Annotated in this window: 19 protein-coding genes; 8 read left to right on the forward strand and 11 right to left on the reverse strand. The window is 53.1% G+C overall.

What is annotated here, in order from left to right:
* The 8 genes from OGW13_RS22440 to OGW13_RS22475 all read right to left on the reverse strand — a co-directional run bounded on the left by OGW13_RS22440 (window position 1) and on the right by OGW13_RS22475 (window position 8556).
* The gene (locus OGW13_RS22440; RefSeq protein ID WP_044258071.1) at window positions 1-1380 is read right to left on the reverse strand and encodes a Fe-S-containing protein; all 1380 of its coding nucleotides are present in this window, start codon (window positions 1378-1380) and stop codon (window positions 1-3) included.
* 66 nt (window positions 1381-1446) lie between these two features.
* On the reverse strand, window positions 1447-1974 hold the full coding sequence (locus OGW13_RS22445; RefSeq protein WP_042319779.1) for an iron transporter: 528 nt from the start codon (window positions 1972-1974) through the stop codon (window positions 1447-1449).
* A gap of 29 nt (window positions 1975-2003) precedes the next feature.
* Window positions 2004-3941 carry an FTR1 family iron permease gene (locus OGW13_RS22450; protein WP_054177336.1) on the reverse strand — a complete coding sequence of 646 codons (1938 nt, stop codon included), beginning with the start codon at window positions 3939-3941 and terminating at the stop codon, window positions 2004-2006.
* A gap of 263 nt (window positions 3942-4204) precedes the next feature.
* Window positions 4205-4957: an NADH:ubiquinone reductase (Na(+)-transporting) subunit C gene (gene nqrC, locus OGW13_RS22455; protein WP_044264182.1), complete on the reverse strand. Its 753-nt coding sequence runs from the start codon at window positions 4955-4957 to the stop codon at window positions 4205-4207.
* A 191-nt stretch (window positions 4958-5148) separates the two neighbouring features.
* The gene (locus OGW13_RS22460) at window positions 5149-5655 is read right to left on the reverse strand and encodes a protein disulfide oxidoreductase (protein WP_044258074.1); all 507 of its coding nucleotides are present in this window, start codon (window positions 5653-5655) and stop codon (window positions 5149-5151) included.
* Entirely contained in the window at window positions 5645-6268 is a 624-nt protein-coding gene (locus tag OGW13_RS22465) for a DsbA family protein (RefSeq protein ID WP_044264187.1), read from the reverse strand. Before OGW13_RS22465 ends, OGW13_RS22460 begins: the two co-directional genes overlap by 11 nt.
* Complete coding sequence (locus tag OGW13_RS22470) at window positions 6265-8145, reverse strand: cytochrome c biogenesis protein CcdA (protein WP_248382215.1); 1881 nt, start codon at window positions 8143-8145, stop codon at window positions 6265-6267. Before OGW13_RS22470 ends, OGW13_RS22465 begins: the two co-directional genes overlap by 4 nt.
* A 48-nt stretch (window positions 8146-8193) precedes the next feature.
* The gene (locus OGW13_RS22475) at window positions 8194-8556 is read right to left on the reverse strand and encodes a hypothetical protein (RefSeq protein ID WP_043001957.1); all 363 of its coding nucleotides are present in this window, start codon (window positions 8554-8556) and stop codon (window positions 8194-8196) included.
* 181 nt (window positions 8557-8737) lie between these two features.
* Between OGW13_RS22475 and cbpA the strand changes: the two genes are divergently transcribed.
* From cbpA to OGW13_RS22490, 3 genes are all read left to right on the forward strand, one after another.
* Window positions 8738-9658 carry a curved DNA-binding protein gene (cbpA, locus tag OGW13_RS22480; RefSeq protein ID WP_044258080.1) on the forward strand — a complete coding sequence of 307 codons (921 nt, stop codon included), beginning with the start codon at window positions 8738-8740 and terminating at the stop codon, window positions 9656-9658.
* Window positions 9658-9963, forward strand: a complete 306-nt coding sequence (cbpM, locus tag OGW13_RS22485) for a chaperone modulator CbpM (protein ID WP_044258082.1) — start codon at window positions 9658-9660, stop codon at window positions 9961-9963. Before cbpA ends, cbpM begins: the two co-directional genes overlap by 1 nt.
* A 117-nt stretch (window positions 9964-10080) precedes the next feature.
* Window positions 10081-11160: a 4Fe-4S binding protein gene (locus OGW13_RS22490; RefSeq protein WP_061070261.1), complete on the forward strand. Its 1080-nt coding sequence runs from the start codon at window positions 10081-10083 to the stop codon at window positions 11158-11160.
* A gap of 40 nt (window positions 11161-11200) precedes the next feature.
* Here OGW13_RS22490 and OGW13_RS22495 read toward each other — a convergent pair whose 3' ends face one another.
* Complete coding sequence (locus OGW13_RS22495; protein ID WP_043001062.1) at window positions 11201-12316, reverse strand: AI-2E family transporter; 1116 nt, start codon at window positions 12314-12316, stop codon at window positions 11201-11203.
* 305 nt (window positions 12317-12621) lie between these two features.
* The gene (locus OGW13_RS22500) at window positions 12622-13404 is read right to left on the reverse strand and encodes a lipoprotein YafT (RefSeq protein ID WP_090050563.1); all 783 of its coding nucleotides are present in this window, start codon (window positions 13402-13404) and stop codon (window positions 12622-12624) included.
* 395 nt (window positions 13405-13799) lie between these two features.
* Between OGW13_RS22500 and pitA the strand changes: the two genes are divergently transcribed.
* Window positions 13800-15299 carry an inorganic phosphate transporter PitA gene (gene pitA, locus OGW13_RS22505; protein ID WP_181628342.1) on the forward strand — a complete coding sequence of 500 codons (1500 nt, stop codon included), beginning with the start codon at window positions 13800-13802 and terminating at the stop codon, window positions 15297-15299.
* Between the two features lie 69 nt (window positions 15300-15368).
* On the opposite strand, the gene OGW13_RS22510 is transcribed toward pitA, so the two are convergent.
* Window positions 15369-16103, reverse strand: a complete 735-nt coding sequence (locus tag OGW13_RS22510; RefSeq protein WP_054177322.1) for a dTMP kinase — start codon at window positions 16101-16103, stop codon at window positions 15369-15371.
* A 171-nt stretch (window positions 16104-16274) separates the two neighbouring features.
* On the opposite strand from OGW13_RS22510, the gene OGW13_RS22515 reads away from it, so the two are divergent.
* The 4 genes from OGW13_RS22515 (at window position 16275) to OGW13_RS22530 (ending at window position 20090) form a co-directional block, all read left to right on the forward strand.
* Entirely contained in the window at window positions 16275-17018 is a 744-nt protein-coding gene (locus tag OGW13_RS22515; RefSeq protein ID WP_248382217.1) for a nucleoside/nucleotide kinase family protein, read from the forward strand.
* 11 nt (window positions 17019-17029) lie between these two features.
* Window positions 17030-17821, forward strand: a complete 792-nt coding sequence (locus OGW13_RS22520) for a nucleoside/nucleotide kinase family protein (protein ID WP_044258098.1) — start codon at window positions 17030-17032, stop codon at window positions 17819-17821.
* A gap of 92 nt (window positions 17822-17913) precedes the next feature.
* On the forward strand, window positions 17914-19269 hold the full coding sequence (locus OGW13_RS22525) for a lipopolysaccharide biosynthesis protein (protein ID WP_174217527.1): 1356 nt from the start codon (window positions 17914-17916) through the stop codon (window positions 19267-19269).
* Window positions 19266-20090: a hypothetical protein gene (locus OGW13_RS22530; protein WP_043001066.1), complete on the forward strand. Its 825-nt coding sequence runs from the start codon at window positions 19266-19268 to the stop codon at window positions 20088-20090. The genes OGW13_RS22525 and OGW13_RS22530 overlap by 4 nt, the downstream gene beginning before the upstream one ends.
* The last annotated feature ends 23 nt before the right edge of the window (window positions 20091-20113 follow it).

Consider the following 20113-nt stretch of genomic DNA (forward strand, 5'->3'; position numbering starts at 1 on the left):
TTACTCCTCCCTCAGTTCAGCAGGAACAAACTGTTCCGGCGTTTGACGAAAACGGTCATAGTTCTCTTCGGAGGAAAAGAACCAGGTCTTACCGCCGTAGCTGTACTTGAAGTCCGCCGAGGTATTGGTCAGCGTTGAACCATCAACCGGATCGGTCACCTGAATGGTCATCACCGTCGAGAAGTAGTTCACGCCAGCGGCCAGTTCTTTACCGGGGATCACTAACTCTTTTTCATCGTTGTGCCAGTTTTCAATCGGTACCGGATTGCAACCGCCGGGTTTGCCAATGGAAGGGATAAAAATATGTACCCCACAGGCGACGCAAATGACCTGATTGCCTTCCATCACATAGCCCTGATCGCCGCACAATAGACAGGCATCAAACACCACGCCAAAGCGCAGTTTGTCGGGATAACGGTTGATGATGAAAAAGCGCACGGCTTTGCCATCGTCAGCCACCCAGACAAAGCGATGCAACTTACCGTCCCGCAGTTGTTCAACCGGCAGATGAATACTGCCGTCGCTGGCGAGCGTTACCGGGATGGCTTGCGAAAGCTGCGGCGGCTGAGACGCGACGTTGTCCCACCACAGTTGCCCGGCAATCACCACCACGGCACAGCCGAGGGTGACCAGCCAAAGCCGTAGCGCATTACGCCGCTGCGCCAGCGCCAGGCGATGTGCAATCGGTTCTTCTGTTGCCCGCGTCTGACGATGAGCGCTCAGCAACGACGGCAGCCAGCACAGCGCCAGGAGCAGCAGTAATCCCACCGCCATCCAGTTATAGGCTGGCGCATTATTGGTCACTTTCGCCACAAAGCTCAGCAGCGATTTCGCCAGCGGCAGTACCTGTAGCTTCATCAACAGCAACAGCAAATTACCGCTTAACGGCAGCCACAGCATGACCAGCAGAATGAGGGTGAATGGCCAGTACAGCACGCGGATTCGGCGCAGCAGCATGGCGCAAAGCACGCCAGCCAGACAAAGGATCGCGAAGGCGAGCACCACTGCCGTCAAATTCAGCAGCAGTTCAGTATTCAGGACATGCGTGCTGGTTAAGCCACCGAGATTCGGATCGAGCGCCCAGTGACGCGCTGCGCCAAAGACCAGAATCCCTTGCCACAAATAGCGCACACGGTTTCCCGCCCACCAGAAGCTGAGCACAAACAGCAACGTGACCATCACTTCCGTTCCGACCAGTAACAGCTGTACCGGTTGTGAACCGCGCAGCGTCAGTCCTGCCAGCACGCCGGCTGCCAGACCAATAAGCAGCGTCCAGCCCAGAGGGCGTAAGGAAGGGGGATCGTTTCGACTCCAGAGAACGCCGGAGAGTAACGCGATGCAGAAAAAGACCTGTAACGTGGTGACGAAAAAGTAACTCATGACATCGACTCAGAACAGCGGATTGACTCGGCCGGGATGAGTTAGCATCCCGGCGCATCGGTTTTCTTAGTTCAGACCGACGTATTTAAATTCGTAGCTCACATCAAACGGTTTCCACCAGCGACCGACACCAGTGTCACTGTCGGTGTGACGGTGCATCCCCGCTTTTGACGGCGGTTCAATGTGGTAAGTCACTTTGTAGTTGCCCACGCCCATCATCTTGACGTTCGCGCCATAGTGAGGGCCATCGCTGGCGACCATCGGCATAAACGTTCCTTCCTGTTTTTCACCGGTATCGCTGTTGACCAGGGTGTAGCTGATGGTCAGATAGGGGATCCACTCTCCTGCGCCAAAGCCGTTTTTGCTGCCTTCGACCGCGTGAATATCCGCCTCAAGGTGAATATCGGCTTTGGCTGCCGGTAAGCCCATGCCGCGCGGCTCCATATCAATCGGCTGCAGATAAACGGCGGCCAGCTCCATTTCATTCATCACGACAGGCTCGCCCGCCGGGTACTCTTTAAAGGCGAACGCTGCCGGTGCGGTGAAAATTCCGGCCATCACTGCGCTGGCAATTAGGGTTTTCTTCATGGTCATCAGACATATCCTCTCGTCTAAAATCACAACTACAGAGTGTTTTTTATTGTTTCCCCAGGAACGGCGCTTTTTCGCCGCATAACCCACAGCGCAACCAGCGCAGCGAGCAGCAATACGGCCTGCGGTAACAGCGTTTCCACATAGGGATAAATCCCCAGCCAGCTGATTTCCGGGAAACCGTTAATCAACGTTGGCTGGAACAGTTTGCCTTCCACCAGCTCCAGTACACCTTTGCCCGCAAACACGAAGGCCATCAGGTACATGAAACTGCCGGTAAACATAAAGAAGGGTTTCAGCGGCAAACGCACCACCGAATAACGCATGACCAGCCACGCCGCCAGTAACACGACACAGCCAATAACAAAGCCCGCGCCAATCGCCATGTGTCCGGCGACATCTTTGGCATCGCCGATCAGGGCGTAGTAGAACAGAACCGTTTCGGCGCCTTCGCGATAGACCGCGAGGAAACTAGTCAGCCACAGCCCTACCAGCGACCCTGTCGTCAGTGAGTGGGACAGCTTGCCTTCCAGCCAGGCCTTCCAGTGTCGGGCTTCCACTTTGGACAGCAGCCAGTAGCTCATGAAGAACAGCATCACGACCGCAATCAACATCGTGATGCCTTCCAGCAGTTCCCGACTGGCGCCCGAGTTGGTGAACAGCAACTGGAAAATCACTGCGGTGATTACGCTGGCGACCAGGGCTACGATCACTGACTGGCGAATCAGCGGCAGCTTATCCTGATGATTGTTTTTCACCATGTAGGCGACAATCGCCGCCACGATCAGCAGGGCTTCCAACCCTTCACGGACGATGATCATCAGGCTGTAAAGCAGCAGACTCCATTGCGTCTCTTCTCCTTCGCCAAGCATCGTCACCGCTTTTTGCAGATCCTGCTCGAGCGCGCTCGCTTCTGACTGGAGTCTTTCTGCCGGTTGACCAGCCTTCATCAAGCTGACCAGACGGGTGAAGTAGGCTTCCAGCGTGGTTTTGAACGCCGAATCACGGGAGCCGATTTTGTTTTCCATGCCGCTGGCTTCGAAGCGATCGAAATAGCTGTCCTGAACATCCAGAATGGCATTCTGCGTCTCGCCGCGTTGATACCGCGCAATAGCGTCCTGAATGCTCTGATTGATTCCGCCCGCCACTTCACCCCAGTTTGTCCGCGTACTCTCCTCCGCCGCCGGACCGTTGTCTGCGGTTTGTGGGGCTGCAATCAGCTGATCGTCGCGGGTTGTCGGTAAGCCTGGCAGAATATCCTCAATATCCTGTAAGAGCGTGGTGACCTGATAAGAGACGTCGTTGAGGCGATCGGGTTGAGCGGCAAGTGCAATCAGCGCGGAAAACTGTTGGTTGATGGCTGCGGCATCTTTGGCTGAGCGATTCTGCCTGACCGACATTTCCATCTCAGAGTTTTTGAATCCCTGATAGTGCGCCTGCTGGACATGCTGACTGGCCGTAGCGTAGTTCCCGGCCTGATAGTCATTCACCGCCTGGGCCAGCAGATCGTCGATAATACGGACGCTCTCTTGCCAGTGAACAGCGATATCCGTTCGGGTGAGCGCGCTGTGCTGCTCTTCCGCCACCAGTCGGTGTCCGCCGTCCAGCACCGGTTCGACTTCTCGTAGCGATGCCTTCAGCCAGTCGATTTTCGACTGCACATCAGCGAGCGGTTTTTTCTCGCCAATCATCCGCCGGATTTCACCGAAGGCGCTCTCCATTTCGTAACTTTTACTGGCGGAGATGTTGATGCGGATGGGGCCTTCGAGATTTTCAAACACCTCAAAGTAGGCCATTTGTACCGTGCGGCGCGCCTCATCGGTGCGCTGTTGAGAATAAAGTTCTGCTGTTTTATCAAGGCGTTGCTCAATATCCTCAATAAACGGAGCATAGTTTGTCGCGGCCCATACGCTAACGCTTATGAGCAGACTGAAGAGAGTTACCAGCAGTGAGAGGCAAAACTTACGCACGATACGCACCAAATAACACAAATGATAATTATTATCATTATCGATTTTTACTGGCGTTGTACATGACCTGGATCATAAAAATGTCAACGGGTGACAAGTTATGTAAATTTATTTCATTGATATGTGATGGAGGGCGAAATCTGACGGCGGGTAATATACGCCCCCGACCGTCAGGAATTAAATGTTACGTTGCGTAAATCCGTAAAAAATGATTGATACTGCGCCTACTGGCTTAAAGTAAATTATCCGCAGGTACACTTGATTCAGCGATACAACATCTCCGGGTCTTGTTTCAGTCGCTGCAAAAATGGGCCATAACCCTGCTCACTGATCCAGTAGTTAATACTCTTTTCAACGCCCGTTGACGTCAGCGTCGCACCAGAAATACCATCAACGGTATATTCATTATACTTCCCTGATTTCTCCTGAACTATTTTCAACGCCGGCGTTCCATTATCATCAGCCACCTTTTTCCCCGGCCATTGTTGACGCCAGCTTTCATCTTTCACTCTTGCCCCCAGAAATGGCGTCTCCCGCTGCTGATAATAATACAGATTGTTCACCGTACGACCGTCCAGTCCCAAAGAGAGAAATGCATGCATCATCGATTTCGCTCCTTTGCCCGAAACAGGAATGATAACCTGCTGAATCTTATTATACTTATCTTTTACCAGATAAACTTCCGCCAGCGAACAGCGTTGACGAATCTGTGCAGGGTCCTGCTCCGGAGCGAGTTTTTTACATCCTTGTGCGGCCGTTTTATCCGTCACCCACTCGCCGGAATCGAGATTCACCGTGCGCACGATAATCGCACGCTGATATAAACTCTCAATCGATTTTTTATCCTGAGCATCCGTCTTAAGTAAGCCCGCAGCCTGTAAAACAGCAGTTTTTTTTTCTTCTGCCGTCGGCGCCGTCATTTCCCCCTGAAACAACATAAACCAGGCGATCGCAATCAGAAAAATAAGGACACAAAGCACCATCATTGATGCAATAATAACTTTACCCTTGCGCATTTATTTATAATCCCTGTAAGCATTAACAACGTTATATCGCTACATGATATGCCATTACTCCTTGTCATTTGCAATGATAAAAACCGCGAAAATATAGATTCAACCCGTTTACTTTCTGCCTTAAATATTTAAATCACATAGTGTTACGGCTATTTTATGGTGTAAAAAAACCGGGTTTCCCCGGTTTTGACTCAACTGATTTTCGCCCACCCTAGCCGCAGGCGCATCCCCCAGTAGCTGGTCCAGCCGCTGGTCGTAGAAACCACCTGCCCTTTTGACAACACAATCAGCGTGGGGGTGACGCTGATATCCCAACTGCGGGAAAGTGCGCCATTAGCATCGTTGACCACGGGAAAAGAGATCCCTTTACGCGCCAGCCAGCGCGCAATCGTCTGTTCATCTCCCGAACGCAGCGCGATGGTCAGCACCTTCTCCCCTTGTGCCTGCAAGCGGGCAACGTCCGGTGTGGTATAGCGGCAAACGCCACACCAGGTGGCCCAAAAATAGATCAGTAGCGGCTCTTCCTCACTTAATGCCGCCAGCGTTACCCGTTCGCCATCCAGCGTGTAAAGCGGTGTACTGTCGAAAGCCGTTGGTGCCTGTGGCGCGCGCCAGGCATCCATTAGCCACATTCCACCAGCCAACAGGAGCAAAAAAAACACACCTTCGCGCAGCCATCGCCGCAACTTACTGACCATTTGCCACCGCCAGTTTTTCTTTAACAACTTCTTCAAGCACCTCCCAGGAGACGGCCCCCGGGATCAGCTCATCACCAACGATCGTCGCGGGTGTTCCCTGAACGCCGACGAGTCGCGCCAGTTGCAGATTGGTACGTAGCGTTTCATTGCTTTTTTCATCCAGTATGACCGGGCTGGCCGCCGATTTTTCCTGCGCCTGTTTAATGCTGACGTCAGTGTGGTATCCCTTCTTTTGCATCAGCTTTTCATGCAGCGCGAGGAACTGCTGTGGATGCTCACGCCAGGTGGTGAGCGCCGTCCGCGCAGAGAGCACCGAGCTTTCGCCTTTAAACGGCAGCGGTTTGATAATCACCGCCACGTCAGGGTATTTCGCCACCAGTTTTTCCAGCAGCGGATCAAGCTGTTTGCAGTACGGACAGTTGTAGTCGGTAAAATTCACCAGCGTCAGTTTTGCCTGTTTTGCGCCAAATCGCGGACTGGCCGGATCGTTAAACAACGCCTCCTGAATGAGGGCTTCGATCTGTTTTTCTTGCTCCGGGGTAAACGGCGCGGCATCTTTGGCATGGCTGAACGCGCTGAACAGGGTAAATAACAGGATGATCAGGGATTTCAAGGCGTTTCTCCTTTCGCTTTAGCCAGTGTTTCTAACAGACCGTCGCGCGTTAATAACGTCGGCAGCGCCTGACCTTTCGGTAAGCCGGGACCATAGATTTGGTTATACGGTACGGCAACCTGGCCGCGTGATTTCAGAAACGCCGTAATGTCATCAGACGGCAGCGTCCAGTCGCCGCGCAGGGCCACGACATCCGGTTGCTGTAGCGCCGCCTGCACCGCGTCGGTGTTCAGCACGTTATATTTATTGACCTTGCAGGTAATGCACCAGTCGGCGGTCACATCGATAAATACGCGCTTATTTTGCGCAAGCGCGTCGGTGATCGCCTGCTCGCTAAGCGGCTGCCAGCGGACACTCTCTTTCGCCGCACTGTGGGAGGTAAAACCCAGATGAGGCAGAAGTAGCGTTGCCAGCCAGAGGGCCGAACCGAGCATCATTAAGCCGAGCAAGCGTCGCAGTCCGTTCATCCAGCGTCCCGGTCGCGGCAGACGAAGCGCCAGACCCGGACGCAGGGCGACCAGCAACCACGGCAGACTCATCCCAACGCCGAGGGCGAAGAAAAGCCCCCACAGCACGGGCAGCGATGCCGTCAGCGCCACCGCCACGGCTGTACCGAGAAACGGTGCGCTGCACGGTGTCGCCAGCAGCGTGGCAAACGCGCCCTGCCAGAAATGTCCCGCCAGGCCGTTACCACCGTAAGTCGCCAGTCGGGTGGTCATTGATGACGGCAGGCGAAATTCAAACAGGCCGAACAGACTGGCGCTGAAGGTCAGCATCACCAGCACCATCGCGCCAATAAACCACGGATTCTGGAACTGGATACCCCAACCGAGCGCCTGATTGCTCAGTCTTAGCACGGTCATCAGTAATGCCAGCGCCATGAAGGAGATCAAAATCCCCCCGACCGACGCGAGGAACTGCCGTCGTATCTGGTGGCGGTTTTTCTCCTCAACGAGCAAAATCGAACCCAGCTTCATCCCCAGCACCGGCAATACGCAAGGCATCAGATTAAGGATCACGCCTCCCATCAGCGCCATAAGAACCACCTGCCAGAGCGGGAGTCTGGCGGATTCTGTCACCGGCGCATCACCCACGATAAGCTGGCTCTCCTGCGCCACACCGTTATCCGCCAGCACCAGCGTGAGCGATTTACCGCGTAAATTCGGCGCCCCATCCCCCCAGCTATCGTGAACCGGCACCGTCGCGTGCAGTCTGTCGCCATCGACCCGGATCAGCGGTTTAGCAAAATCCGTGTCCTCTACGCTATCGAGGAACAGCTCGGGTGCGGTCCAGCCACCGCGGCGCTGCGCCTCGATCACCAACTCGCCGTCACGCGCACCGGCGATCAGGGTTTGAGTCAGACCCTGGGCCAGGGGCACACGTCCCATCGCCTGAGCATAATCATGCGCAAATCCGGCATCCTGTTGAGAGGCCGTAAGCGAAAACGGGTAGTCGGTCAGCAGACACACGTTGCTACAGGTAGAGAGCGTCAGCACACCGGCAATGCGGTCGGGAGTGTGTCCCCGGACGGCCAGCGGAAACGTGACCTGTTGGTGATAGCCCTTGGTGGTCATACCGGCGACGTCAAAACGGTCCGGTGTCGGCCAGAACCAGTCCACCACGGGCATCTCTCCTTGCCAGGCAATGGCAGGTGCAACGCCGCCTTCCCCCGGCGAACGCCAGTATGTCTTCCAGCCGTTTTCCAGTTTGACGTCGATCAGCAGACGGGTTTCCCCCTGTGCTGACGTATCGGCACGCAGTCGTACGCTGGCATGATCGTTCTGCGGGGAACGCAGCCAGCCGCTCTCTGTCGCCCACGATGCGGGCAGCCAGAGTAATAACAGGCAGATCAGTCCCTGCCTGAAGGCATACATCATAATTTTTCTCCATGAATGATTAACTTACTGTACGAAACAGCCAGTCTGTCATTCGCGGAAAACGCAGAATCTGAGATGGACCCGAAGTCTGGGGGGAGAAATAACGCGTTGTGGGAAGAACGGTAAGCGTACGGTCCTGAACGGCGTTAACAAGGCAAGGAGTAAACAGAGCGCGAGGATCGCGCCTTCAAAAACGACCGGTGGCGCGGCAAGCAGCGATTTCGCACTGAGCTCGCACGGGGTCACGGGAGATGCTTCCTCTGTCACGGACGTCGGCGACGCCGTCGCCGCGATCGCGGTGGTCTCCATCTGCAACGCATGCAGGCCCGCCATGCGCTGCGCGGTACAGACCATCACCACGACACATGCCAGGCAGAGGAACCACCATCCCATCCGTTGACGTTTCGCCATCACACCCTCACTCATTGACGCGAGTTATCTTAGCGGCTGGCGTGTTTTACGCAACCTCTGGGCTGTAAAGATATGTTGTTTCGCTGGTTGGCATTCATCCTCGACAGGATTACCCTACACTTATCGATGACACCTTTTAAGGGATCCCTTTAGCCTGTATTGATTAACCCGAGAGAACGCTATGGAATTAAAGGATTATTACGCCATCATGGGCGTGAAACCGACGGACGATCTCAAGACTATCAAGACCGCTTACCGCCGACTGGCCCGCAAATATCATCCCGATGTCAGTAAAGAACCCGATGCTGAAGCCCGCTTTAAAGAGGTCGCTGAAGCCTGGGAAGTGCTGAGCGATGAGCAGCGACGCGCGGAGTACGATCAGCTCTGGCAACACCGCAATGACCCGCAATTCAACCGTCAGTTCCAGCAGGGAGAGAACCAGAGTTACAACGCCGAAGACTTCGACGATATCTTCTCCTCTATTTTTGGTCAGCACGCGCGTCAGTCTCGCCAGCGCCATGCCAGCCGTGGACATGATATTGAAATTGAAGTCGCGGTTTTTCTTGAAGAAACACTCGCTGAACACAACCGAACCATTAGCTATAACCTGCCGGTCTACAATGCGTTTGGCATGATTGAACGTGAAATTCCAAAAACCCTGAATGTGAAAATTCCGGCGGGTGTCGGAAATGGTCAGCGCATTCGCCTGAAAGGCCAGGGGACGCCGGGTGAAAACGGCGGACCGAATGGCGATTTATGGCTGGTGATCCACATCGCACCACATCCCCTGTTTGATATCGTTAACCAGGATCTGGAAATTGTGGTCCCGCTCGCCCCATGGGAAGCCGCGCTGGGCGCAAAGATTGCCGTCCCCACGCTGAAAGAGAGCATTCTGGTCACCATTCCCCCCGGCAGCCAGGCCGGACAACGTTTACGCATCAAAGGTAAAGGTCTGGTCAGTAAAAAACAGACCGGTGATTTGTATGTCGTGCTGAAGATCGTGATGCCGCCTAAACCGGATGAACGTGCGACTGCGCTGTGGCAGCAACTGGCAGAGGCACAGTCAGGATTTGATCCGCGCAAAGATTGGGGGAAAGCATAATGGCTAACGTCACCATCACTTTTACGGTTACCGAATTTTGCCTGCGCACCGGCGTGACGGAGGAAGACCTGAACGAGATCGTGGGTCTGGGCGTCATCGAACCTTACACCGAAACGGCGGACAGCTGGCAGTTCGACGATCATGCCGCCACTGTGGTACAGCGCGCCCTACGGTTACGTGAAGAATTGGCGCTTGACTGGCCGGGGATCGCCGTGGCGCTCACGCTACTGGAAGAGAACGCACGTTTACGACAGGAAAACCGCCTGCTACGACAGCGGCTCGCGCGTTTTATTACTCATCTATAAGAATTGGGCAGCATAAGCTGCCCAATTATCAGGCAATGATATAAATCAACGCTGGCTCAACGGGATAGCCGTACGATAGTAGCATTCAAAATGCCACTTTATGGACGTCAGAAGGCAATGAGCGAAAAAAGCAGAAAGCGCTGGCAACGCCGCCCCGGAACAACGGGCGGTAAACTGCCATGGAACGACTGGCGTAATGCCTCTACCTGGCGCAAAGCTACGCAGTGGCTGCTGATGGCGATCAATATTTATATTGGCGTGACGTTTTACTACTGGGTGCGTTATTACGAAACCGGCGGCACCAGTCTGTACGTTTCCCGACCTGGCGGCATTGAAGGCTGGCTGCCCATCGCAGGCCTGATGAACCTGCGCTATACGCTGGAAACCGGCATCCTTCCCCCTGTTCACGCCGCCGCCATGCTGCTGCTGGCCGCGTTTATGCTGGTAAGTCTGTTGCTCAAAAAGTCGTTCTGCTCGTGGCTGTGCCCGGTAGGTACGTTGTCTGAACTCATCGCCGATGTGGGTAAGAGATTGTTTGGTCGCAATTTTACGTTGCCCCGTTGGCTGGATATCCCTCTGCGCAGCCTGAAATATCTGCTGCTGGCCTTTTTTCTCTACATTTCGCTGTCGATGCCAGCGCAGGGCATTCAGTATTTTTTAATGTCGGCCTACGGGATTATTATCGATGTGAAGATGCTCGATTTCTTTCGCAATATCGGCACGATCACCCTGCTGAGCATCGCCCTTCTGGTGGTCATAAGCTTGTTCATTCGCAACGCGTGGTGCCGTTATCTGTGTCCCTATGGCGCCTTGCTCGGGCTGCTTTCCCTGCTCTCACCATTCAAAATCCGCCGCAATGCGCAAAGCTGTATTGATTGCGGGAAATGTGCCAAAAACTGCCCGTCGCAAATCCCGGTGGATAAGCTGATTCAGGTGCGAACGGTTGAATGCACTGGCTGTATGACCTGTGTGGAATCCTGTCCGGTGGCTTCAACGCTGACATTTTCCCTGCGGACACCAACGGGAAACGCTGAAATACGGCGAGGAACATTATCGGGTATGGCGATGACGCTGCTGGTACTCGGCATAATGTTTGCCCTTATCGCATTCGCGATGCTAATGGACGTCTGGAACAGCCCAGTGCCGGATCACCTCTACTTCCGGTTGATCCCGGAAGCGAGAATGATTGGTCATTAATGGATACCGGATGGGGCATCTGCCGCCATCCGGATTTGCATCACTCGGCTTTATTATCCTCAGCGATGCCATCCTCAATAAAATCTTTATCGAGTTCTTCGGTATTCCCCGCGTGATCGCGCCCGGAAAGAATGTTCCAGCAGGCGATAAACAGCGCGGCAACGAGTGGACCAATGACGAAACCATTGATGCCATAAATCTCCATTCCGCCCACCGTGGTGATAAGAATCAGGTAATCAGGCATTTTGGTATCTTTGCCGACCAGAATGGGGCGCAGAATATTATCCACCAGCCCTACCACCACCACGAAGAAACCGACGATGAAAAAGCCCTGCCACAGTTGCTGCGTCGAAAAAAGATAAATGGCGGCTGGCACCCAGACGATCGCGGAACCCACTGCCGGGATCAGGGACAGAAACGCCATCAGCGCCCCCCACAGAATGCTGCCATCAATCCCCACAATGTAAAACGCAATTCCGCCCAACGTCCCCTGCACGATCGCCACCACAACCGTGCCTTTTACCGTCGCCCGGGAGACCGCCGCAAACTTTGCAAACAGATGTTGCTTAACGAAATTCGACAACGGTAGCGAGTCGAGGATCTGCCGAACCAGAAACGGGCCATCCTTGAGCAGGAAAAAGAGCAGGTAGAGCATGATGCCGAAACTGATCGCGAAACCAAAGGTGCCTTTGCCAATCAGGAAGGCGCTCCCGGCCAGATATTGCCCGCCCTTTAGCACCACATCCGACAGCTTCTGCTGGATTTTTGCGGCGTTATCAAGGGAGTGATCGGCAAGAAACGAACGCGCCCACTCCGGCATATGCGCAAACAAGCTCGCCACCACTTCCGGGAACTGAGCGTCGTTATGCTGCAGCTTGGTGTACACCACATTCAGTTCAACGGCGAGTGAGGAGAGGATCAGCATTAACGGGATGAATACGATCAGGCAGATGATACCCAGCGTCAGCAGAGACGCTACCCCGTTACGCTCCCCTAACGCCGAACGCAGCCTATTTTTTACCGGGTAGAAGATAACCGTCAGAATCGCAGCCCATAAAATGGCGGAAAAGTATGGCGACAGCACGTCGAAGAAAGCCCATGTCACCATGGCGAGAAGAAAGAGGAAAAACCCTTTATTCAGTCCGTTAAAACGCATTAGAGGATCCTGTAAACAAAGAAACTCTGTGGACTATAGGACTGATTGCGGATTTTACAAAGCCGACAAGACGAAAACCGCCAGCCAATACTTCACATTCAAAATGTGATAGTGCTTATTGTTTCACCAAAAGGGTTGGCATTTCGCTCAAGGGTTGCTGAATGCGGCACACACGAAGGGAGTGCCGCTGTCTCCCCGTCTTTCTTGAATACACCTGTTTCGCCTCTCTGGACGGACGCCAGGTCAGTTTAGGGAAGCGTCTGCAACCGTCTGCCAGCAGGATGACCTATGGCAGACGTCGCGCGTTACTGATAACGCGCCACCAGGTCCTTAACCATTGCGGCATACGTTTGTTGCTTAAGTTGCACAATCTGCTGTTCCGTCACCGTCTCTACGGATGCCTTCTGTCCAGGCTGCGGGGTTAGTATTTTGGTCTCATAATTAAACGGTGACCAGGTCGCCCAATCGCCACTCGCGACATCCACCAGCGTGAAACGCACCAGATAGCGTAGCGATGTGCTGTCAGGCTGTTTCCCTGCTTTAAAATCCGACCAGACCATGCTTTTGGTCGCGGCATCAAATCTACCGGACTGCAACGTCTCCTGATAAACGATAATCGCTTTCTGATGCCCTTTCGCCGCAATGTAGCGTAGCGCCTGCATCCAGTTGGTATTCTCAGCAACCGCCGCGTCCTGGTTCTCGTCTTTGCTTTTGTCTTTATTACAGATCGCTTTTTTTTGCCTGTCCGGAATGCCGGAAAACGTCGCAACCGTGTAATAGCGACTCATTTCCTGCTGCATGACCGTCTCTGGCGCCCGATTGCCAGACTGTACCAGAATGACGGGTGAGTTCAGCGGTACGCGAAAATTGTCTTCTGCCAGTGCCGCCTGAATATCGTCTTCAGAGATCGCCAGCGTGGTTTCATTACCAAAAATATCTTTATCCGTCAGCCAGGAAGGTGACATCGTATTTCGGCCAGAACTCTCCACCTGCGATGTGGTTTTCTTCGCATCAATGGGGGAATGCGTGACACAACCCACCAAAATAGAGAGGGTTACACATGACAATATTACTGACCTGAAATCCATTTTACCCGGTTCCTTATCTAATCCAATATATTCCTGCATAGCAAAAATAATTATATACCTGAAGGAGCTCACCACAAAACAGGATTTTTCCATTTTCAATCATTCATAAAATAAATATTTATAAATCTTTTATAGATTCCGTTTTTATATTGTTGAGAATATATGCAGATTCGCCTAATGACTCAATCGATATTCACTCCATTATTAAAACCAGAAAAGCATGTCTCTCCTTTCTAAATTATCGCCTACCCCGTTGAATTAGATAAAAATAATCATCCAAAAAATAATGCGATACGGATGTCATATCAAAAAAAGGTGATATTTCACTTTGCCCGAATCACGAAAGTCACTGATAATGCGCCCGTTCGTCTCTTCAAAATGGCGGTATATCCCCTATGCTACATTTATTTTCTGGTCTGGATTTATATACCGGCTTGATGCTTTTACTTGCGCTGGTCTTTGTCCTGTTTTACGAAGCCATAAACGGATTTCACGACACCGCCAATGCGGTCGCGACCGTCATTTATACCCGTGCCATGCAACCCCATCTGGCAGTAATGATGGCGGCGGTTTTCAACTTCTTTGGCGTCCTGCTGGGCGGACTCAGCGTTGCCTATGCCATTGTGCATATGCTACCCACGGATTTACTGCTCAATATGGGGTCGTCACGTGGCCTCGCGATGATTTTTTCCCTGTTACTGGCGGCGATTATCTGGAACCTTGGAACCTGGTATTTCGGGTTACCGGCCTCCAGTTCTCATACCCTAATAGGCGCAATTATTGGGATTGGACTCACCAACGCACTGATGAACGGGACTTCGGTAGTCGATGCGTTAAACATCCCGGCGGTGGTCAATATCTTTGCGTCGTTGATTGCGTCTCCCGTCGTCGGAATGGTGATCGCAGGCGGCCTGATCTTCCTGCTACGCCGCTACTGGAGCGGCACTAAAAAACGCGATCGCATCCACCGTCTTCCTGAAGAACGGAAAAAGAAAGGCGGTAAAAAGAAACCCCCATTCTGGACGCGTATTTCGCTCATCTCCTCAGCGGCGGGCGTGGCCTTCTCTCACGGCGCGAACGATGGTCAGAAAGGGATCGGCCTGGTGATGCTGGTACTGGTGGGGATTGCGCCTGCCGGTTTCGTGGTGAACATGAGCGCTTCAGGCTACGAAATCACCCGCACGCGTGATGCTGTCAGCAATCTTGAAATCTACTTTCAGCAGCACCCTGACGTGATAAAACAGGTAGTGGATAAGGCTCAACCGCTTACTGTACCGACAGCGAATCCCTCCTCAACCACCGAATTTCATTGCCATCCGGCGAATACGATGGATGCCCTGGGTCGCGTGAAAACACTGTTACCAGCAAACCTGGAGAGTTACGACACATTAAGCGTGCCGCAACGCGGTCAGTTACGACGCATCATGCTGTGCATCTCCGATACGGCAGATAAAGTGGCAAAACTAGCGGATATCAGTCGTAGCGACGTGCATCTGTTGAAAAAACTGAAAACCGACATGCTGAGCACCATTGAATATGCGCCGATCTGGATAATCATGGCGGTCGCGCTGGCGTTGGGTATGGGGACAATGATCGGTTGGCGGCGCGTGGCCACCACAATTGGCGAGAAGATTGGCAAAAAAGGGATGACCTATGCCCAGGGAATGTCCGCACAGATCACGGCGGCGATCTCCATTGGTCTTGCCAGCTATATCGGGATGCCGGTTTCTACTACGCATGTGCTCTCTTCCGCCGTCGCAGGAACGATGATCGTCGACGGCGGCGGATTACAGCGGAAAACCGTCACCAGCATCGCGATGGCCTGGGTATTCACGTTACCAGCGGCGATTTTGCTGTCCGGGTTTCTGTATTGGGCTTCCCTGCTACTTATCTAAGTCAACTGCCGGCTTAGCGAAACGGAATATACCTGAGAATGCCCAGTTCGCCAGACTGGGCATCAATACTTACTGAGGATGAAAGCTAACGGCGGGCTGATTACCGTCAGTGTGATGATAGCCACGAGCAGCCATAAACGCGGTTATCGCTTTTTCCGCATCCGCCAGCACTTCATCCAGCGGATGATTAGCATCGATATCAACCAGAGGCGCGCCGCCAAAGGTCAGTTGTGGTGTTATCGCGATTTTTCTTGCCAGCGCTTCTCTACGGTGATCGGGTTTACGTACACAAGCAACGTCGAGATCAACATTCAGTTTTATCACTAAATCCGGCTTATGGCTGGCCATCCAGTGAAACGCCGAGCGTTCTTGTTCGGCCAACCAACTCACGAAGCGACTCCCCTCTGTATTGACGGGAAATACGGTACCATCATAAGCGCCGGGGATTTGTATCTGAGGGTAGCGATCGGCTAACACAATGAGGCCCTGCCGACGACACGTCAGCATATGGCGAAACCGCAATAACCGACGCGCAACGAAAAACATAATCACTAATGCAGGTACCACTCCAGGTAATTTTTTTGCAGTTTTAACTTTATTACGTTCGATAACGTTACCTAATGAATTACCCATTAACGGTAATTTAACCACGGCGCGCCCTACATTTCCTGCCTGTTTACCCAGATGAACTTTTTCAGTCGGGCCATATTTCTGCAAACAGATAACAAGATGTTCGCAGACCGTTGTTTTCCCCGAACCATCGCTGCCAATAACGGCTATTAGCGGAGGTTTAATTGATTGCATAAATACACCCTTAGACAAAAATACCCACCATGAATAATTTATTATCCGACTCTCCTTCCGGATATAATTGTTAATACTAAAACGACAATTACCCATTGTCACAACTTTATTGAACAGATATTCTTGGCACACAACCGCCGCCCTCAATTAATTATTTAAACTGGATCTTTCGTGAGTCAATATACTATTCCCACTATACCTCCCCCATTCGCACGGGTGATTGCTATAGTCGGTTGCGATGGTTCAGGTAAATCAACCCTGGCAGCCAGCCTGACGTCGCATCTGGCCCTACAGTTGCCAACAAAACAGCTTTATCTCGGGCAGTCCTCTGGTCGTATTGGTGAATGGATTGAACATTTGCCTGTTGTCGGGGCGTTGTTGGGGCGTTATCTGCGAAAAAAAGCGGCACACGTACACCAGAGTCCTTCTGCACCGCCAGGAAACATCACGGCGCTGGTGATCTTCCTGCTCTCTTGCTGGAGAGCATACAAATTCCGCAGCATGCTAATTCAGAGTCGGCAAGGCACGCTGTTCATCGTCGATCGTTATCCCCAGGCGGAAGTGCCCGGTTTTCGCTTCGACGGGCCACAACTGGCCAAAACGGCTGGCGGTAATCGGTGGGTACGACTCCTGAAAGCCCGTGAACTCCAGTTGTACCAGTGGATGGCCTCCTGGCGGCCTCTGCTGTTGATCCGGCTGGATATCGATGAAGAAACCGCCTTCTCACGTAAGCCTGATCATCCCCTTGCCGTGCTCCGCGAGAAGATCGCGGTCACGCCGCATCTGACGTTCAACGGAGCACCAATCCTCGAACTGAACGGTCGGGAGTCGGCGGATAAAATTCTTACTGAGTCATTACGCTCAATTCAGACCTCTCTTCGCGATCACCGGATCGGATTTGCGAGTCCTTTTTAAGACGGAACGACATGGACACAGAGAACTTAAGCCCCCAGAACGGTCCATTACCGGAATATATTCCGGGACTGATTGCCGTAGTGGGCTGTGATGGCACCGGTAAATCCACGCTGACAGCGGATTTGGTAAAAAACCTGCAGCAAAAGTGGGTAACTGAACGCCGCTATCTGGGACTTGTTTCCGGAGAAGATGGCGACAAAATCAAACGTCTGCCGCTTATCGGGACATGGCTTGAACGACGACTGGCGACCAAGTCGTCAAAAACGCAGAGCATGAGTACCCGGGCTCCCGCACTTTGGGCGGCGTTAATTATGTACGGGTTCTCGCTACGCCGGATGGCTAACTTACGCAAGGTCCGGCGACTGGCGCAAAGCGGCGTGCTGGTGATTAGCGATCGCTACCCTCAGGCCGAAATTTCCGGTTTTCATTATGACGGACCGGGGATTGGCGTCGAACGCGCAACGGGCTGGGTGAAAACCCGCATGGCGAGGCGCGAATCCCGCCTGTATCAGGAAATGGCGTTATATCGTCCTGAACTCATCATTCGTCTTGATATCGATATTGGTACCGCATTTTCCCGTAAGCCCGACCACGACTACAACGAGTTGCGCGACAAAATCGACGTCATGATGAAGCTCACCTACAACGGCTCGAGAATTCTCGATCTGGATTCCAGAGCGCCCTACCGCGAGGTGCTGGAAAAAGCGCTGGCAGCCGCCTCCGTTACGGCCCGGGATTCTCAGCGCAGGCGTGTTTTATCACAACACGCCAGCGTCCTGCCCGAAATCGGGGAGCACCCATAGCAAAAGAATCTCTGAACTCAGGCACGTACGCGTCACTGGCCTGAGATTTTATGCTGGGCGGGTTTGCTCCTGCTGAGTGATCATTAACAGGTCTGGCGGGTTTTTATCCCATGAAAAAGTGGTTTGCTGATGGCGCGTTTCGCACCATCATTCGTAACAGCGCCTATTTAGGCTCCAGCAATGTGGTGAGCGCCCTGCTGGGGTTACTGGCGCTTTCCTGCGCCGGTAAAGGGATGACGCCTGCGATGTTCGGCGTGCTGGTCATTGTTCAGTCGTACACCAAAGCCATTAGCGATTTTGCCAAATTCCAGACCTGGCAACTGGTCGTTCAGTACGGCACACCCGCGCTGGAAAATAATAATCAGCAGCAGTTCCGCGATGTGATCTCTTTTTCCTTTAGCCTGGATATCGCCAGCGGTGCTGCGGCGATCCTTTGCGGGATGGGGTTACTGCCGTTTCTTTCGCATTCATTAGGCCTCGATGCCGACAGCTTTTGGCTGGCAATGCTGTACTGCACGCTGATCCCTTCAATGGCCTCATCAACCCCAACGGGGATTTTGCGGGCGGTAAACCGTTTTGATTTGATTGCCGTACAGCAGGCCACCAAACCTTTCCTGCGCGCGCTGGGCAGCGTTATCGCGTATTTCGGCGATTTTGGGTTTGCCGGTTTTGTGATCACCTGGTACGCCTCCAGCCTGGTCGGCGGCACAATGTACTGGTGGTTTGCCGCGCGCGAACTGCGTAGCCGGAATATTCACGGTGCGCTACGCCCACGACTGTTTGAGTCGGCGCGCAGCCTTGAAGGCGCATGGAATTTTGTCTGGGCAACCAACTTTGCCCACACGATCTGGTCTGCTCGCAACTCCTGCAGCACGGTATTGGTGGGTGTCGTTCTCGGCCCTGCTGCAGCCGGGCTGTTTAAAATTGCGATGACTTTTTTCGATGCGACAGGAACTCCAGCGCAGCTGCTTGCAAAGAGCTTTTATCCCGAAGTGATGCGCTTAGATCCGCGCAGCAAAAAGCCGTGGCAACTGGGAATGAAATCCGCGTTGCTGGCCGGCGGGATTGGAATCGTCGTAGCACTTGCGGTGGTGATTGTTGGTAAGCCGCTTATTTCGCTGGTTTTTGGCGTCAAATACCTCCAGGCGTATGACCTCATCCAGATTATGCTTGGTGCAATTATCGTCTCAATGTTGGGGTTTCCTCAGGAATCGCTGCTGCTTATGTCCGGCAAACAGCGGGCTTTTCTGACCGCACAGACCCTGGCTTCTATCGCCTACATAGTCCTGCTACCAGGGCTGTCGCATCTCTTTGGCGTAATCGGCGCGGCATTTGCTTATTTCGCCGGACAATGCCTGGATGTGCTGCTTTCCCTGATCCCGACATTACACGCCTATCGCCATCGTCAGCGCTTGCCATTTACCGCAGGCAAAGAGACTCACTCATGACACACGAAAAATTCTCGCCAGACGTTCTTCAACGCCTCTTTGCGGCGGTGGAAGAAGACGACATCGTTGATCGCCATGCCACGCTACCGGAACATATTCATACCTACTGCACCGAGGACAATATCCGTCGCTGTTATGATTTGTGCCTGCAGTTTTGGGAGGAGGGTTTTACCCGAACGGACTTACTGCATTTGGTACTGAAACAATTACGCGGCGGCGAGCTGTCAGATAACGAACGGATGCAGTACAAATACATTCGCGCGCGTTATAAGCATTTACGTTTCGCGCTGCGTCTCTATCGCAAGAACCACCAGGCAGGCCGTTTATTTAGCAAAACCACCGTTTTTCTCGGCCACTTCCAGGACGGGTTTCGTAACGGAAATAAAACGATTATTGCCACCTATGGAAAGCGCTTGCGTCTTTTCCTGAGCCTTCCCGTCTGGTGGGTTGTCCAGTATTCCTTGCACCACAGTCAGCCAGAAACGGCCAACGGATTTACCACCTATTGTCAGGCGCAAATGCGCACGCTACGGGACCTGCTGGCCCAACCGCAACTGACAGGACGTGAATTCCACACTATGCGAAAAATCATCAGTCAGCAGGTTTCTTATTTCGATACGTTACGCTCTCTCGAACCTGACAATCACGATGCTCGCGCCATCTCCCGCTTTCTGGCTGCTATTAACGGTCTGATGGGAGACCGGCATGATGAGATGGTGGCCGATGCAATGGAAATGCGAACACCGTACGACGAGCCCTGCGCACTGAATGGCGATATTCGTGGCCGTATAGAGCAATGGCTCGCCCGTTATCCTCTGTAGATTGCCCGACACTGGGTTCTCCA

The organism is Citrobacter sp. Ca225 (genome assembly GCF_030337175.1).
Lineage (GTDB): Bacteria > Pseudomonadota > Gammaproteobacteria > Enterobacterales > Enterobacteriaceae > Citrobacter_A > Citrobacter_A amalonaticus.